General features: G+C 60.2%; 13 protein-coding genes and 4 tRNA genes. 10 read left to right on the top strand and 7 right to left on the bottom strand.

What is annotated here, in order from left to right; all coding sequences use genetic code 11:
- Positions 1 to 103: 103 nt before the first annotated feature.
- The 4 genes from FHT28_RS06450 (at position 104) to FHT28_RS06435 (ending at position 1,435) form a co-directional block, all read left to right on the top strand.
- On the top strand, positions 104 to 838 hold the full coding sequence (locus tag FHT28_RS06450) for a hypothetical protein (RefSeq protein ID WP_246703026.1): 735 nt from the start codon (positions 104 to 106) through the stop codon (positions 836 to 838).
- Positions 839 to 1,007: 169 nt separating this feature from the next.
- A tRNA-Glu gene (locus tag FHT28_RS06445) sits at positions 1,008 to 1,082 on the top strand.
- A gap of 84 nt (positions 1,083 to 1,166) precedes the next feature.
- Positions 1,167 to 1,241, top strand: a tRNA-Glu gene (locus tag FHT28_RS06440).
- 119 nt (positions 1,242 to 1,360) lie between these two features.
- Positions 1,361 to 1,435: transfer RNA gene (locus FHT28_RS06435), tRNA-Glu, on the top strand.
- Between the two features lie 77 nt (positions 1,436 to 1,512).
- Here FHT28_RS06435 and recJ read toward each other — a convergent pair.
- From recJ to FHT28_RS06415, 4 genes are all read right to left on the bottom strand, one after another.
- Positions 1,513 to 3,315, bottom strand: a complete 1,803-nt coding sequence (gene recJ / locus FHT28_RS06430; RefSeq protein ID WP_112440315.1) for a single-stranded-DNA-specific exonuclease RecJ — start codon at positions 3,313 to 3,315, stop codon at positions 1,513 to 1,515.
- Positions 3,316 to 3,374: 59 nt separating this feature from the next.
- Entirely contained in the window at positions 3,375 to 4,694 is a 1,320-nt protein-coding gene (locus FHT28_RS06425; RefSeq protein WP_168595799.1) for a homoserine dehydrogenase, read from the bottom strand.
- A gap of 64 nt (positions 4,695 to 4,758) precedes the next feature.
- Positions 4,759 to 5,976 (bottom strand): LL-diaminopimelate aminotransferase, encoded by a 1,218-nt coding sequence (locus FHT28_RS06420; protein WP_034505203.1) that lies wholly within the window; start codon positions 5,974 to 5,976, stop codon positions 4,759 to 4,761.
- A gap of 223 nt (positions 5,977 to 6,199) precedes the next feature.
- Positions 6,200 to 6,649, bottom strand: a complete 450-nt coding sequence (locus tag FHT28_RS06415) for a hypothetical protein (RefSeq protein ID WP_168595798.1) — start codon at positions 6,647 to 6,649, stop codon at positions 6,200 to 6,202.
- Positions 6,650 to 6,808: 159 nt separating this feature from the next.
- Between FHT28_RS06415 and phaC the strand changes: the two genes are divergently transcribed.
- From phaC to sthA, 6 genes are all read left to right on the top strand, one after another.
- A complete protein-coding gene (phaC, locus tag FHT28_RS06410) occupies positions 6,809 to 8,650 on the top strand; it encodes a class I poly(R)-hydroxyalkanoic acid synthase (protein WP_168595797.1) in 1,842 nt (613 codons plus the stop codon).
- A 14-nt stretch (positions 8,651 to 8,664) separates the two neighbouring features.
- A complete protein-coding gene (gene sfsA, locus FHT28_RS06405; RefSeq protein ID WP_047557787.1) occupies positions 8,665 to 9,414 on the top strand; it encodes a DNA/RNA nuclease SfsA in 750 nt (249 codons plus the stop codon).
- 2 nt (positions 9,415 to 9,416) lie between these two features.
- A complete protein-coding gene (map, locus tag FHT28_RS06400) occupies positions 9,417 to 10,253 on the top strand; it encodes a type I methionyl aminopeptidase (RefSeq protein ID WP_034505209.1) in 837 nt (278 codons plus the stop codon).
- A gap of 3 nt (positions 10,254 to 10,256) precedes the next feature.
- Positions 10,257 to 11,096, top strand: a complete 840-nt coding sequence (gene radC, locus FHT28_RS06395; RefSeq protein ID WP_047557790.1) for a DNA repair protein RadC — start codon at positions 10,257 to 10,259, stop codon at positions 11,094 to 11,096.
- Positions 11,097 to 11,375: 279 nt separating this feature from the next.
- On the top strand, positions 11,376 to 11,954 hold the full coding sequence (locus FHT28_RS06390) for a tyrosine-protein phosphatase (RefSeq protein ID WP_244655137.1): 579 nt from the start codon (positions 11,376 to 11,378) through the stop codon (positions 11,952 to 11,954).
- 109 nt (positions 11,955 to 12,063) lie between these two features.
- The gene (gene sthA / locus FHT28_RS06385) at positions 12,064 to 13,467 is read left to right on the top strand and encodes a Si-specific NAD(P)(+) transhydrogenase (RefSeq protein ID WP_037201823.1); all 1,404 of its coding nucleotides are present in this window, start codon (positions 12,064 to 12,066) and stop codon (positions 13,465 to 13,467) included.
- A gap of 37 nt (positions 13,468 to 13,504) precedes the next feature.
- Here the strand turns inward: sthA and FHT28_RS06380 are convergent, their stop codons facing one another.
- The 3 genes from FHT28_RS06380 to FHT28_RS06370 form a co-directional block, all read right to left on the bottom strand.
- Complete coding sequence (locus FHT28_RS06380; RefSeq protein WP_348644864.1) at positions 13,505 to 14,167, bottom strand: HAD family hydrolase; 663 nt, start codon at positions 14,165 to 14,167, stop codon at positions 13,505 to 13,507.
- 419 nt (positions 14,168 to 14,586) lie between these two features.
- Positions 14,587 to 16,077, bottom strand: coding sequence for a trigger factor (gene tig, locus FHT28_RS06375; RefSeq protein ID WP_047557800.1), 1,491 nt, complete (start codon positions 16,075 to 16,077; stop codon positions 14,587 to 14,589).
- 280 nt (positions 16,078 to 16,357) lie between these two features.
- Positions 16,358 to 16,442: transfer RNA gene (locus FHT28_RS06370), tRNA-Leu, on the bottom strand.
- Positions 16,443 to 16,586 lie beyond the last annotated feature (144 nt).

Here is a 16,586-nt window from a genome sequence, read left to right as displayed (position 1 = left end):
AGGAGGCCGTTCCGATGCAAACCTTTTTTGCGGGGAACATCCTTTGTGCGATCAACAGATTTTATACGGCAGGAAGAAGCTAGCAAGCACTATTGCGGTCGTCATGTCATTTGTGATGATCGCCGGCTGCGCGACCACCGGAACAAAGCCGAAAGAGACATCGGAGGCTGCTCCGCAGCAGACAACAGCCGAACAGCTCGCGGCCAGCTTGAACAACAAGGCTGAAGCGCGACGGCAGAAGGGCGATGTCGCCTATCGCGACCCGCTGGTCCACAGCGTCAGCGGCACGCGGCAGCAGGTGATCGCCGAACAGAACCAAGCCCTCTACCCCGCCGCACCAACGGCCGCGCCTTCGGATGCGTCCGCAAGCATTGCCGGCCTGGTCACGCAACCGACCGCCGTCAATGCGAACAGGAGCAGCATCTATTCGAGCCCACCGCCGATCGCCGTCAATCCGGACGGGACCTTGGCAACCACCCAGCCTGGCGCGGGCGGCCAAGGAATCACGCCGATGATGCGCAGCGTCTACAGCATGCCGCCGAGCGCTGTGCAGGACGTTGCGCCGCAATCCGGCAATCCCGGCTTGTCCCCCGACCGGACCTCGGAGGCCATTCTGCCGCCGCCCGTCATCCGCAATGCCGCCGCATCCACTTCCACGAACCCCACGAAGCCGACAGCCGATGCGACGCCTTCGAAAATCATGCCACTGCCCGGCTCCAACGTCCGCAAGCTGGACAGCAAGGAAGCAGCGATGCTGGCGAACTTCATTGCATCGAAGAACCAGGGCAAGGACGGCAAACTGCTGGTGCAGCCGATACAAAACGGAAGCGGCCAGTAAAGGCGGACGTTTCCAGGCAACCTCGGCCACCTCCGATAACATCCTGTTAAGTCTCGCTTATTCGAGCACGGCAGCGATTTCACTCATCTGTCATTTTTTCCACAAAAAAGCAAAATTGCCGCTTGCGGGAATGAAATCACCCCGCTATAAGCGCGCCACACAACAGCACGCGCCCTTCGTCTATCGGTTAGGACGACAGATTTTCATTCTGTAAAGAGGGGTTCGACTCCCCTAGGGCGTGCCACTGTTGTTCTCCCGGCCATCTGTCAGTTAATCGAGCTTCCGCTTGCGGTCGCAATGCGCTATTCCTATGTACCTCTCACGGCCTGCGCCCTTCGTCTATCGGTTAGGACGACAGATTCTCATTCTGTAAAGAGGGGTTCGACTCCCCTAGGGCGTACCAGATCGCGATGTCCCGACGTTTTCCACAAATGCATCGAAAAATCTGCGTCTAGTCGTGGATTTTTCTCGATTTTCCGCTTGCGGGAACAAAAGGTGCTGACTATAAGGGCGCCACAGCACGCGCCCTTCGTCTATCGGTTAGGACGACAGATTTTCATTCTGTAAAGAGGGGTTCGACTCCCCTAGGGCGTGCCACTGTCTTTCCCCTGAAATCTTTGAATTTATGCCGTTATTTTCGCTGGCGTTCCCCGCCCATGCGATCTCGTCTATGATCAGGGTGCCTTGGCCGCGTCCGTGACGCGAAGCTGCACGCGTCGGCTTCCCTGCCAATGATCGGCGCCGAGCGTGCCGGCAACGTGGATCTGCGCACCGCGGGAAGACAATAGCAATTCACCCAGAGGCGTCTCTGCCGCGCGAAAGGCTATGCCCTCCACCCGGCCGCCATCCTGCGCTTCCAGCGTGACCTTGATATGCGATTGGCCGACAAGGCGCGAATCGCGCAGCCGGTGGCTCGGCAGGGCAAAGACCGGCTGCGGATGGCCTGAGCCGTAAGGACCGGCGGTTTCGAGCCTGTCTATCAGTTCCACGGTCGCACCGCTTGCGCCGAGTGCACCGTCGATCTTCAGCGTCTCATTGGCCACCAGCCCGGCAACCTGCTTTTCCGCCTTCTCGGTGAAGAAGGCGCGCAGTTTTCCCAGATTGCTGCGCTCCACCGTCAAGCCGGCCGCCATCGCGTGGCCGCCGCCCTTGACCAGCAGGCCGGCATCGACGGCGGCGCGGACCATGCGGCCCATGTCGAAGCCATTGATCGAGCGGCCGGAGCCGGTGCCCTTGCCCGACGAATCGAAGGCAATCGCAAAGGCCGGCCGGCGAAACTTGTCCTTCAGGCGCGACGCGATCAGACCGACGATGCCGGGGTGCCAATTCTCCCGTGCAGTGATGATGACGGAAGCGCCGTCGCCATTGCCATACTCTGCCAGCGCTTCGCCCTCCGCCTCCTGCAGCATGGCGGCCTCCATGGCCTGCCTTTCGCGGTTGAGCTCGTCAAGCTTGGCGGCGATCGTCTCGGCTTCGGCAGTATCGTCGAGCGTCAGCAAGCGCGCGCCGAGTGCCGCATCGCCGATGCGGCCGCCGGCATTGATGCGCGGGCCGATCAGGAAGCCGAAATGATAGGGCGTCACCGGGCCGCCGAGCCCTGCCTTGCGAAACAGAGCGGCAAGCCCGGGATTACCTTGATGACGGGCAGCAATCAGGCCCTTGACGACGTAGGCGCGGTTGAGGCCCTTCAGCGGCACCACATCGCAGACGGTCGCCAGCGCGACGATATCCAGCCATGCGAGCAGATCCACCGAGCGTGCCCGGGAATCGCCCGCTTCACGCAGCTGACGCAGGGCAGCAACCAGAACCAGGAAGACGACGCCGGCAGCGCAGAGATGCCCCTGCCCGGACAGATCATCCTCGCGGTTCGGATTGACCAGCGCATGGCATGGCGGCAATTCGTGCGCGACCTGGTGGTGATCGATAACGACGACGTCGATATCGCGCGCGCTTGCCGCCTCCAGCGCTTCGAAACTGGTGGAGCCGCAATCGACTGTTGCGATCAGAGTTGCACCATTGTCGATGAGCTGGTTGATGGCGTTGGGATTGGGGCCGTAGCCTTCGAAGATACGATCGGGGATGTAGATGCTGGCCGAAACGCCGAAATGGGTCAGGAAGCGATAGAGCAGCGCTGACGAGGCGGCACCATCGACATCATAGTCTCCGAAGATCGCGACGGTCTCGCCCGCCTTAATCGCGCGCAGGAGGCGCTGAGCCGCCTTCTCGCAATCGGTCAGCAGATAAGGATCCGGCATCAGACTGCGGATCGTCGGGTCGAGGAAGGCCATGGCCTCGTCGATACCGACGCCACGGCCAGCAAGCACGCGGGCGATCAGCTCCGGCAGGCCGTGCACCTGCGCGATGGCCAGCGCCCTGTTCTGACCGGCCTGGTCGAGCCGGGAAACCCAGCGATTGCCGGAAACCGAGCGCTCCACGCCCAGAAAGGCCCGTTGAACTGGATCGACCGGTTGCTCCACCATCTCTCCCAAAATTTGCAGGCGGCAGCGCTCCTTTGAAGCGTGGTGCCGTGGTCAGCCTATTCCTTCGGCCGTTCGATACGGATGACCTGCGGTTCGCCGACGAGGTAGCCTTCGGTCTTGATGGCCGCAACCGCCTTGCGCACCGAATCCTCTGTTGTCGCATGGGTGACGAGGATGATCGTTTGGTGTGCCGAGGGCGACAGGTGCTGCGTCGACCGCTGCACGATCGATTCGAGCGAAATATGGTTCTCCGCCATGCGGGTCGCGACGCTTGCAAAGACGCCGGTGCGGTCGAGAACCGTCAGGCGGATGAAATAGCCGCCTTCGTGGCTCCGCATCTGCGCCTTGCGATAGGGCTCGAGCGCCTTGGCCGGATGACCGAGCACCGGCACGCGCTGTTCGCCCGGCCGGCTCTTGGCGATATCGGCGATGTCACCGAGGACGGAGGAGGCCGTGGCGTTGCCGCCGGCGCCGGGGCCGACCATCAGCAATTCGCCCAGAATATCGGATTCGATCGCGACGGCATTGGTGACGCCATCGACTTGGGCGATGACCGAATCAAGCGGCACCATGGTCGGATGCACGCGCTGTTCGATACCGCTTTCGGTGCGCTGGGCAACGCCGAGCAGCTTAATGCGATAGCCGAGATCAGCTGCGGCGCGGATGTCCTCGATGGAGACGTTGGTGATCCCCTCAAGATAGATGTCATCGGCCGCGATACGGTTTCCGAAAGCAAGCGTCGTCAGGATGGCGAGCTTGTGGGCGGTGTCGTTGCCCTCGATGTCGAAGGCCGGATCGGCCTCGGCATAGCCGAGACGCTGGGCTTCCTTGAGGCAATCGGCAAAGGACAGGCCTTCCTTCTCCATCCGGGTCAGAATGTAGTTGCAGGTGCCGTTCATGATGCCGTAGACGCGCGAGATTGTATTGCCCGTCAGGGATTCCCGCAGGGCCTTGATGACCGGAATACCACCGGCGACGGCCGCTTCGAAGTTGAGCAGGACGCCCTTCTCCTCCGCGATCTCAGCGAGTTCGACGCCGTGATAGGCAAGCAGCGCCTTGTTGGCGGTAACGACGTGCACTCCGCGAGCAAGAGCAGCCCGCACGGCCGCATTGGCGGCGCCCTCGGAACCTCCGATCAGTTCGACGAATACATCGATATCGGCCTTCTGAGCCAGATCGACCGGACCGCCGAACCATTCGACATCAGTCAGGTCGATGCCGCGATCCTTCGTGCGATCGCGCGCAGTGACGGCGACGATCTTGACGGGACGGCCGCAGGTGACGGCAAGCTCGTTGGCGCGGCTCTGGATGATGCGGACGAGCGAGGCACCAACGGTACCCAAGCCCGCAATGCCGATTTTGAGGGCATCTGCCATGGAAAATTCCTGATCAGTATCTTGGGACGGCAGCCGCGGGAACGGCTGCCGTGTAGTAACATTACTAACGATGGGCGTTCAGCGAAATCACATTGTGCATCGTCTCATCCGCCGTGGAGAGGAAGCGCTTCAGATTGCGCGCTGCCTGGCGGATGCGATGCTCGTTTTCGACGAGAGCGATGCGGACATAATCGTCGCCCTGCTCGCCGAAGCCGATGCCCGGCGCAACCGCGATGTCGGCCTTCTCGACCAGAAGCTTGGAAAACTCCAGCGAGCCAAGATGACGAAACTTCTCCGGGATCTTCGCCCAGGCGAACATGGTCGCTTCCGGCGGCGGTATCTCGAAGCCCGCCTTGCCGAAGCTGTCGACCAGAACGTCACGACGACGCTTGTAGATGCTGCGCACTTCGGCGATGTCGGAACCGTCGCCGTTGAGCGCATGCGTCGCCGCGACCTGGATCGGCGTGAAGGCGCCGTAGTCGAGATAGGACTTCACCCGCGTCAATGCTGCGATCAGCCGCTCGTTGCCGACGGCGAAACCCATGCGCCAGCCGGGCATGGAGAAGGTCTTCGACATCGAGGTGAACTCGACCGTCACGTCCATCGCGCCGGGAACTTCGAGCACCGACGGCGGCGGCGCGTCGTTGAAATAGATTTCCGAATAGGCGAGGTCCGACAGCACGATGATGTCGTGCTTTTTGGCGAAGGCGATGACTTCCTTGTAGAAATCCAGCGTCGCCACATAGGCCGTCGGGTTCGACGGATAGTTGAGAATCAGGGCCAGCGGCTTCGGGATCGAATGGCGCACGGCCCGTTCCAGCGGCGGAAAGAAGCTGTCGTCCGGCTCGACCGACATCGAGCGGATGACGCCGCCGGCCATCAGGAAGCCGAAGGCATGGATCGGATAGGTCGGGTTCGGGCACAGGATAACGTCACCCGGCGCCGTGATCGCCTGCGCCATGTTGGCGAAGCCTTCCTTGGAGCCGAGGGTGGCGACCACCTGCGTATCCGGATTGAGCTTGACGCCGAAGCGACGGGCATAATAGGCGGCCTGCGCCCGGCGCAGGCCAGGAATGCCCTTGGAGGAGGAATAGCGATGCGTGCGCGGGTCCTGCACCACTTCGCACAGCTTGTCGACGATCGCCTTCGGGGTCGGAAGGTCCGGATTGCCCATGCCGAGATCGATAATGTCCGCCCCGCCCGCTCGCGCGCTCGCCTTCAAACGGTTGACCTGTTCGAAAACGTAGGGCGGCAAACGCCGGACTTTATGAAACTCTTCCATTTCTTTCCCCATGGGACAGCGGCCCTTGTAACCGCAATGAAGTTCGTCGATCTCCCGGTGAGCCGCGATACGAACTCCGGAATCGCGGCACCGCAACTATGCTGACACGAAGGATAAGGTGAATCTTGGGCGGCTGCGCGCAGAAAGCACACTTAACCGATAAAGACACATCCAAATTCGGCCCATCCGAACGCTTTGCGTCCAAATCGCCTGAAACGCAAGGCTAATTCTGCGTCTGGCTCGGCTGATCGCCCTGCTGCTTGATTTCCTGCAGCGTATCCTGGCCATGTTCGGCGGCGAGCTTGCGCATCTCGGCCACGCGCTTCTGATATTCGGTTTCCGATATCGTGCCTGCCTTGCGCTGCGATCCGAGCGCGGTCAGCTGCTTGACCAAATCACCCGCCTGCTGATCGTTGATCTGCACATTTGCGGCTGTCGGCGGCGCGTTGAAGGACGGATAGCCGTCCTTGTAGTGCTGCTGCGTGCTGCCTTCATCGACCGGGCTGCCGTTGGCGGATTTGACGATGACCGCCTGTGGCGGCTGCTTGCGCTTGGCGAAGGCCGCTTTTTCCTCAGGGGTCGAGCAGCCTGCGAGGGTCAATGCGAAAATGCCGCACATCGCGCCGCAGAGTACGGAATACCGGTTCAGTCTTGCCACCATGCCGCCGCCCATAATTGTCTTCCTGCCCAATTCCTTGCCTTGGGTTGCGACTGTTAAATTTGTCGCAGCAGCAAAGCAAGAGCAGGCTTGCGTTTCATTCGACTTGTATTCCTTTTCCCGCAAGATGTACAAATGGAAAACAGAACACAGCTGCCGCCGGGAGGATGATGCGTGACCGACAGCAAGCGGGATAACAGTGAAGGAAACAACGGCTTTCCGGGCTTCGACCCGAAGTCGGTCGAGCCTTACATTGTCAGGGATCCCGAGGCGATGGCCGTCAATTTCGCCCGCGCGCTGGAAAATCTTGGCAAGGCTGCATCCGCCTGGCTTGCGCCGCGCGAGCGCGGCGAGAAGGTCGACACCGTCGCCGATCCGATGACCGACATGGTCAAGACGCTTTCCAAGGTCGGCGAATATTGGCTTTCCGATCCGCGCCGTACGCTGGAGGCGCAGACCCATCTGCTGACGGGCTATTTCGGCCTGTGGACGCAAACCCTGCAACGCCTCAGCGGCGATTCGCCCGCCGCGCCAGAGCCGGTCAAGGACAAGCGCTTCGCCGACGAAGACTGGCAGAAGAACCCCTTCTTCGACTTTCTGAAGCAGACCTATCTTCTGACGGCCGGCTGGGCCGAGAAGCTGGTCGGCGAGGCCGAAGGATTGGATGAGCACACCCGCCACAAGGCGACGTTCTATACGAAGCAGATCACGGCAGCCTTTTCGCCGAGCAATTTCATCGCGACCAATCCGCAGCTCTATCGCGAAACGGTCGCCTCCAACGGCGAGAACCTGGTGCGCGGCATGAAGATGCTCGCCGAGGATGTCAGCCTCGGCCACGGCGAACTGCGGCTGCGGCAGACGGATATGACGAAGTTCGCCGTTGGCCGGGACATGGCGCTGACACCCGGCAAGGTGATCGCGCAAAGCGACGTCTGCCAGGTCATCCAATACGAGCCGGCAACGGAAAAAGTGCTGAAGCGGCCTTTGCTGATCTGCCCGCCCTGGATCAACAAATTCTACATTCTCGATCTCAACCCGCAGAAATCCTTCATAAAATGGTGTGTGGAACAGGGGCACACCGTCTTCGTCATCTCCTGGGTGAACCCCGATCAGCGCCATGCGGCGAAAGACTGGACCTCCTATGCGCGAGAGGGTATCGATTTTGCGCTTGATACGATCGAGAAGGCGACAGGCGAACAGGAAGTCAATGCCGTCGGCTATTGCGTCGGCGGCACGCTGCTGGCCGCGACGCTCGCCCTCCATGCCAAGGAAAAGAACAAACGCATCCGCACCGCGACCTTCCTGACGACGCAGGTCGATTTCACCTTTGCCGGCGATCTCAAGGTTTTCGTGGACGAGGAGCAGATCGCGTCGCTCGAACAGCAGATGAGTGCGGTCGGCTATCTGGAAGGCTCGAAGATGGCCGCCGCCTTCAACATGCTTCGCGCCTCCGAGCTCATCTGGCCCTATTTCATCAACAGCTACCTGAAGGGCCAGGAACCCATGCCCTTCGATCTTCTGTTCTGGAATGCCGATTCCACGCGAATGGCGGCAGCCAACCATTCGTTCTATCTGCGCAATTGCTATCTCAACAATACACTGAGCCAGGGCAAGATGGTGCTCGACGGCAAGACATTGTCGCTGAAGGATGTCCGCATCCCGGTCTACAATCTGGCGACGCGCGAAGATCATATCGCCCCTGCCAAGTCCGTCTTCGTCGGCAGCCAGTGCTTTGGCGGGCCGGTGGAATTCGTCCTGACAGGGTCCGGCCACATTGCCGGCGTCGTCAACCCACCGGATAAGCACAAATACCAGTTCTGGACCGGCGGCGCGGTGAAGGGCGATTACGAGCAGTGGCTGAAAGAAGCGAATGAGACGCCGGGTTCCTGGTGGACGCACTGGCATGCATGGATCCTATCCCAGGACCATCGTATGGCAGCCGCCCGCCAACCCGGCGGCAAAGCTCTCAACGCACTTGAGGAGGCGCCGGGCAGCTTCGTCATGGAACGTGCCTAGGCGATCAATCACTCATGCTCTTCAATCCGCCTCTCGTCCCTGCCCGGCTGATCGCACGCTACAAACGCTTCCTTTTCGATGCCGAGCTGGAAGACGGCACGTTCATCACCGGCTCCTGCCCGAATACCGGCTCGATGCTGGGGCTGACGACACCCGATTCGCGCATCTGGCTCTCGGAGCATGAAGGCGCAAAGCGCAAATATCGCCATGTCTTCGAGCTGATCGAAGCCGATGGCACGACGGTCGGCGTCAATACCACTATGCCCAACCGCATCGCGGCGGAGGCGATCGCCCTCGGTCAGATCGCCGATCTCGGCGATTACACGACGGTCAGGCGCGAGCAGAATTACGGCCGCAATTCCCGCATCGACCTGCTCTTGACCGATCCCTTGAGGACAACCACCTATGTCGAGGTGAAGAACGTCCATTTCATGCGGCAGCCAGGCCTTGCGGAGTTTCCCGATACGGCAACGGCGCGCGGCGCCAAGCATCTGGAAGAGTTGGGTGACATGGCGCAAGCTGGCTACCGCGCGGTCATGCTGTTCGTGATCCAGCGGCTTGATTGCCATCGATTCCGGATTTGCGGCGATCTCGACCCCGTCTATCTCAAGGCTTTCGAGCGGGCGTTGGGACGCGGCGTCGAAGTATACGCTCTGAAATGCAGGGTTTCGGCGACGGAAATAACGCCTGCCGGGTTGATCCCGATAGACGAACCCGGCATAGCTGCATTAGATACCAGTATAAAGATTTCTGCTGAAGGCTAACCATGGTGAATTACATCGAAGCGGCAACGGCGCCGGCGAAAAATACAGGCGCGATTCGCCTCTATGGGCAGGATGCCTTTGCTGGAATGCGCAAGGCATGCCAGTTGACCGCACGTTGCCTCGATGAGCTGGCGGCGATCGTCGAGCCCGGCGTGCCGACCGATGTCATCGACCGTTTCGTGTTCGAATTCGGCATGGATCACGGCGCCTTTCCGGCGACGCTGAACTATCGCGGCTACATGAAATCCTCCTGCACGTCGATCAACCATGTCGTCTGCCACGGCATTCCCAATGACAAGCCGCTGCGCGAAGGCGATATCGTCAATATCGACGTGACCTACGTGCTGGGCGGCTGGCATGGCGATTCCAGCCGCATGTATCCCGTCGGTGAAATCAAGCGCTCGGCGGAGCGGCTTCTGGAAGTCACCTACGAATCCCTGATGCGCGGCATCGCCGCCGTGCGCCCCGGCTCCCGGACAGGCGCCATCGGCGAAGCGATCCAGACCTATGCCGAGGCAGAACGCTGCTCCGTCGTGCGCGACTTCTGCGGCCACGGCGTCGGCAGCCTCTTCCATGACTCGCCCAATATTCTGCATTATGGCCGCGCCAGCGATGGACCGGAATTGCGCGAGGGCATGATCTTCACCATCGAGCCGATGATCAATCTCGGCAAGCCGCATGTGAAAGTGCTTGGCGACGGCTGGACGGCGGTCACCCGCGACCGCTCGCTGTCGGCGCAATACGAGCATACCGTCGGGGTTACGGCGACAGGCTGCGAGATATTCACCCTGTCTCCCGGTGGTCTCGACCGCCCGGGCCTGCCGCCGCTGCAGGGGTAATTCATGGCGAAACGTCCCGCCTCCTCCACCGGACATGGCGACATGCCCCTCGACGGCGGCGGAACAGCGGATGCTTTGGAAGAAGCGCCTGTTTTCGACGAGCGATTGTTCTTCCCGACGCAAGCCGCCAAATCAGCACCAACTGCGGCCAAATCAGCCCCAACTAACGCCGAAGCCGATTATCACGGCCACCGCGAGCGGCTGCGAAACCGCTATCGCGACGGTGGCGATGCGGCGCTGGCCGACTATGAAATACTCGAACTGCTGCTCTTCCGGCTGATCCCGCGGCGCGACACCAAACCGATCGCCAAGGCCCTGCTTACCCGTTTCGGGACACTCGGCGGCGTCTTCGGCGCGCCGGTTAGCCTGCTGAAAGAGGTCAAGGGCGTCGGCGACGCTGTGGCTCTCGAGCTGAAGCTCGTCGCAAGCGTTGCGCAGCGCATGCTGAAAAGCGAGCTGACGGGCAAGCCGGTGCTTTCCTCCTGGAAATCGCTGATCGATTATTGTCATACCGCCATGGCGCACGAGGCGCGGGAACAGTTCCGCCTGCTGTTTCTCGACAAGCGCAATGCCTTGATCGCGGACGAAGTGCAGGGCCTCGGCACGGTCGATCACACGCCGGTCTATCCGCGCGAAGTCGTCAAGCGTGCGCTGGAACTTTCCGCCACGGCGGTGATTCTCGTGCACAACCATCCGTCAGGAGATCCGACGCCTTCCCGCGCCGATATCGACATGACCAAGACGATCATCGACACGGCCAAGCCTCTTGGCATCACTGTTCACGATCATGTTATCATCGGCAAGAACGGTCATGTCAGCTTCAGAGCATTGCGCTTGATTTAAAACTGTCGCACACGCGATGAAGTATTAGTTTAGATAAAGATCATATCACTTTAATTTCAAATATATATTTTAACCGTTCCTCATTGCGGATCTCTCCACAACCGCTCCGTTGCGTCTTTGCAACCGTGATTTCCGCTTTCAGTTCTGCATCAGGATGATCTGGCAGAAGAATCGCCGCATCCAAATCGGCGAATCTGCCGTCGGAAGCCGTTGTTTTGATTTGGCCGATCCGCTTGAGCGTTCGGCCTGTCCGGAGATCATATGCAGGAGATGCCGTCGATGCTTACCCAACGCCTTCTCCGTGTCGGTCGCGGCGCGCTCGTCGCTTTGGGTGCTTTCGGAGCAGTCGCAGGCGGTTTCTATGCCCATATGCTTTGGACGACGAATTTCCATCCGGTCATCGCAGGCGAACTCTATCGCTCCTCCCAGCCGTCGGCCGCAACGATCGCGGAGCTCCAGAAGCAATTCGGCATCAAGACCATCATCAACCTGCGCGGCAACAACGGCGGTCATCATTGGTACGACCAGGAAGTCGCCGAGGCAACGCAGCTCCATATCAATCATATCGATTTCCGCATGTCCTCAAACCGGGAACTGACGCAGGCGCAAGCCGCGCAGCTCGTCGAGATCATGCGCGACGCGCCGAAACCGCTTCTCATTCACTGTCAGGCCGGGGCAGACCGCACCGGGCTTGCGGCGGCACTTTACCTCGCCGCCATTGCCAAGACCAACGAGGCAACAGCGGCGGGCCAGATGTCGATCATATACGGGCATTTGCCGCTGTCCTTCACGCGCGCCTATGCCATGGACCGGACGTTCCAAAAGCTGGAACCCTGGCTTGGCCTCGCATCCTCCTGAGGACCGGCGTTTCCTGTTAGATAATCTGTAACATTGAGCCGCTACCGGTTGACGGACAGCATGTTGCGTTGCGACATTGATTCCCGATCCAATCATCCGAGGCTTCCCAATGGACCAATTCGATCTCCTAGTCGTGGGTAGCGGCCCTGCCGGCCGCAGAGGCGCCATTCAGGCCGCCAAACTCGGCAAGAAGGTGCTGGTGATCGAACAGGGCAAACGCGTCGGCGGCGTTTCGGTCCATACCGGCACCATCCCCTCCAAGACATTGCGCGAGACCGCGCTCAATCTCTCTGGCTGGCGCGAACGCGGCTTCTATGGGCGCGCCTATCGCGTCAAGCAGGAAATCAGCGCGGAGGACCTGCGCCGCCGCCTGCTGATCACCCTCGATCATGAGGTCGAGGTGCTGGAACATCAGTTTGCGCGCAATCGCGTGCAGCACATTCGCGGCAAGGCGAGTTTCGTCGATCCGCAGACCATGCAGGTCGTCAAGGATGACGGCGAGGTCGTCACCGTCTCCGCAGCCAGCATCCTGCTGGCGGTCGGCACCAAGCCGTTTCGTCCCGATTACATGCCCTTCGACAACAAGACGGTTCTCGATAGCGACGAGCTGCTGGAGATCGCGGAGCTGCCGCGGTCGATGGTCGTCATCGGCGCAGGCGTCATCGGCATCGAATACGCGACCATCTTCAGCGCGCTCGATACGCAGGTGACGCTGATCGATCCGAAGTCCACCATGCTCGACTTCATCGACAAGGAGATCGTCGAGGATTTCATCTACCAGCTTCGGGATCGCAACATGAAGCTGCTCCTCGGCCAGAAGGCGGAAAAGGTCATCCGGCAGAATGGCAAGGTGGAACTGACGCTCGACAATGGCCGCCGCCTCATGACTGACATGGTGCTGTTCGCCGCCGGTCGCATGGGGGCGACAGACACGCTCAATCTTCCTGCAGCAGGGCTCGAAGCCGACGCCCGCGGCCGCCTGAGCGTCAATCCGGAAACCTTTGCCACCAAGGTTCCGCATATCTTTGCCGCCGGCGACGTCGTCGGCTTCCCAAGCCTTGCCTCCACCTCCATGGAACAAGGCCGCATCGCCGCCCGCGTCGCCGTCGGCGCGATCGCCAAAGAGCCGCCGAAGTATTTCCCCTACGGCATCTATGCCGTGCCTGAGATCTCCACCTGCGGCCTCACGGAGGAAGAGGTCAAGGAGCGGCACATTCCCTACGAATGCGGCATCGCACGCTTCCGCGAGACCTCGCGCGGCCACATCATGGGCCTCGACACCGGCCTGCTGAAGATGATCTTTTCGTTGAAGACACGCCGGCTGCTCGGCGTCCATATCGTCGGCGAAGGCGCAACCGAACTCGTCCATATCGGCCAGGCGGTGCTGAACCTGAAAGGCACGGTGGAATATTTCGTCGAAAATACCTTCAATTATCCGACGCTTGCCGAAGCCTACAAGATCGCCGGCCTCGACGCCTGGAACCGTATGGGTGATATCAAGTCGGAGCTTTGAGCGGCTATAGGCTGGGGTCAGGTGCAGACGCCAGAGTTCACGCAAGAGCTTCGATAAGAGGTAGGACTTCGACGAGAGTTTCGACGCTGTATTTCGGCGATGGCAATGTGTCCGGCCACGAACACCCGGCACTGTAAAATATGCCTGTCATTCCGGATGCTTCCGCACCCAGGACATCTGCCTCCGGGTTATCACCGACGAAGATGCAGCGCGCCGGAGTTGCGCCCAGCCGTTCAGCGGCGAGTTGAAAAATTCGTGGATCTGGCTTCCGCAGCCCGACATCCTCCGAAATGACAACAAGATCGACGGCATCTTTGAGTCCGGTGATCTCAATTTTTGCCGATTGAACCCCGGTGTGGCCGTTGCTGATGATGGCTGTCTTTAAACCACGCGCCCGTAGCGCACTGAGCATTTCGAGGGCACCAATTGATAGCCTTGCAAAATGCGGATATCGCGTTTGAAAATCGGAAAGCAAACGATCTCCACAACGACTGCCCACACCGAGCATCGCCGCCAATCTCGGGTAGAGTTTTTGTTTGTCGACGAGACCTTCTTTCTCCAACGCAAAGAACGTTGCCTCGAAAGTCTGAAACGTTACGCCCTGCAGTTGATCCCTGAACCGCTTGAATTGATCCGGCAGGAACGCCTCTAGCGCCGCACGCCGGTCGATGAGGGTTTCATCGAGGTCAAACATCACCACTTCAATCAAGTCAGGTATCCTTCGTCATCTCATCGCGCCGCTTTTCTAGACAATGTGCGTGACGCCGCTAAGAAATATCCAGCGCAATCGATAGAGACCCGGTGCCGCGGGGTGATGCCTAGAATCGCATGGGCGATATCAAATCGGAGATTTGAGTGGGTTGTGATAGTTCACCGCCGCCCTCGTGGTTCGGGGCTTCGGCCTTACAGCCTGCGCACCTCACCATGAGGGCTAACCTTCAGCCCAAGACTGCCACGTTGAGCTGACTTTATGTCGCGACGCGCTCTCCATCCCCACTCTGAGGTGTGGAAGCCGAAGGCTGGAGCCTCGAAGGGCGAGGATGGCCCCCACGCCCCTTAGTAACAAAAAAGCCCCGCCGCGAACGGCAGGGCTCAATTTCAGTCCAGAAGAAAATCCGATTATTCGGCGCTGTCTTCAGCAGCCTTCTTCTTCGGAGCTGCCTTCTTCTTCGGAGCAGCAGCTTCTTCGCCTTCGGCGGCAGCTTCGGTCGCTTCAGCTTTGGCGGCAGCCTTCTTCTTCGGAGCGGCCTTCTTGGCAGCCGGCTTGTCTTCGGCTTCGTCGTCGGCCAGCAGCGCTTCCTTGGAGACGGTCTTGTCCGTTACGTCGACTTCGGTCAGCAGGTGATCGATGACCTTCTCTTCGAAGATCGGCGCGCGCAGGTTGGCGGAGGCGCCGGGCGTGTTGCGGAAGAATTCCAGGATTTCCTTTTCCTGGCCCGGGAACTGCTGGAGCTGCGAGTAAAGTGCACGCTGCAGCTCGTCTTCGCTGACTTCAACGCCGGCCTTCTCGCCGATTTCGGAGAGAACGAGGCCGAGACGGACGCGACGCTCGGCGAGCTTGCGATATTCTTCGCGAGCCTTCTCCTCGGTCGTGTCTTCGTCTTCGAAGGTCTTGCCCGATTCAGCGAGGTCGGTCTGGATCTGGCGCCAGATGCTGGCGAATTCGGCTTCGACCAGCTTCTGCGGGGTGTCGAACTGATACATTTCGTCGAGCTGGTCGAGGATCTGACGCTTGACCTTCTGACGGGTAACCGAGCCGTACTGGCTTTCGATCTGGCCGCGGACGATTTCCTTCAGACGATCGGCCGATTCGAGGCCGAGCTTGGAGGCGAGTTCGTCGTTGATTTCGATTTCGCCGGCAGCGGCCACTTCCTTGACGTTGATGTCGAAGGTTGCTTCCTTGCCCGCGAGGTTCTTGGCCGGGTAGTCAGCCGGGAAGGTCACGGTGATGGTCTTCTCGTCGCCAGCCTTGACGCCGACGAGCTGCTCTTCGAAGCCCGGGATGAAGCGGTTGGAACCGAGGACGAGCTGTGCGTCTTCGTCCTTGCCGCCATCGAAGGCTACGCCGTCGACCTTGCCGAGGTAATCGATAGTGACGCGGTCGCCATTGGCGGCCTTGCCCTTCTTGGCTTCGTAGCTGCGAGCGCTTTCGGCGATCTTGAGGATCTGCTCGGTGACTTCGTCTTCGCCGATCTCAGCAACTTCGCGCGTGATCTTGATGCCCTTGACGGACTTCAGTTCGATTGCCGGGATGACTTCGTAGGACAGCGTGAATTCGAAATCGGCCTCGGCAGCGAGGATCTTCTCGGCTTCGTCCTTGTCCTCGGTCATGGCGACTTCCGGCTGGGTTGCCGACTTTTCGCCGCGCTCGGTCAGGATCGCCGGCGGCTGGTCGCGAACGATCTCGTTGACGAGATCGGCCATGATCGACTTGCCGTAGACCTTCTTCAGATGCGCGACCGGCACCTTGCCCGGACGGAAGCCGTTGATACGGACCTTGTCCTTGACCTCGGCCAGGCGTTCGTTCATGCGAACTTCCATGTCCTTGGCGGGGATGACCACCTTGATTTCGCGCTTCAGCCCTTCAGCGAGCGTTTCGATAACCTGCATTGTCCTACCTTCATTCATGGCGGCCGTGCCCAGACAGCCGTTCGTTTCAGTGAGCACGACGCCGGAAAATCCCGAGCGTGGCTTGGATGCAATTCCCTATCACTTTGCCAAGAGCGCCGCGCCTTCGAATGAACGCGCAAAAGGCAGCCCTATCCCGTTACGAGCCAAAGCACCTTATCCACTCCCTATCCGAAAGCGGGATGCTCTGGGCAAAATGGCGCGTCCTGCGGCATATCGGAAGACGGACCTGTTCAGCCTCCCCCTGTCCACAAGACAGTCCTGGTGCGGGTAGAGAGACTTGAACTCCCACGCCTTGCGGCACCAGAACCTAAATCTGGCGTGTCTACCAATTTCACCATACCCGCGTTCCCAAAACCGCACGGCGATGCCTGCCCATGGGGCCTTCCGGAGCGCGGCGTCTCTATATCACCCGTTTCAAACCACGCAAAGGAAAAATGACGGTTCCACGACCATGCGCAAGCTTATCCGGCTTCCACAGATAAACTTCA

The organism is Rhizobium sp. SG570 (assembly GCF_012275345.1).
GTDB classification, from domain to species: domain Bacteria; phylum Pseudomonadota; class Alphaproteobacteria; order Rhizobiales; family Rhizobiaceae; genus Rhizobium; species Rhizobium lusitanum.
This window is presented reverse-complemented; position numbering and strand designations above follow the sequence as displayed.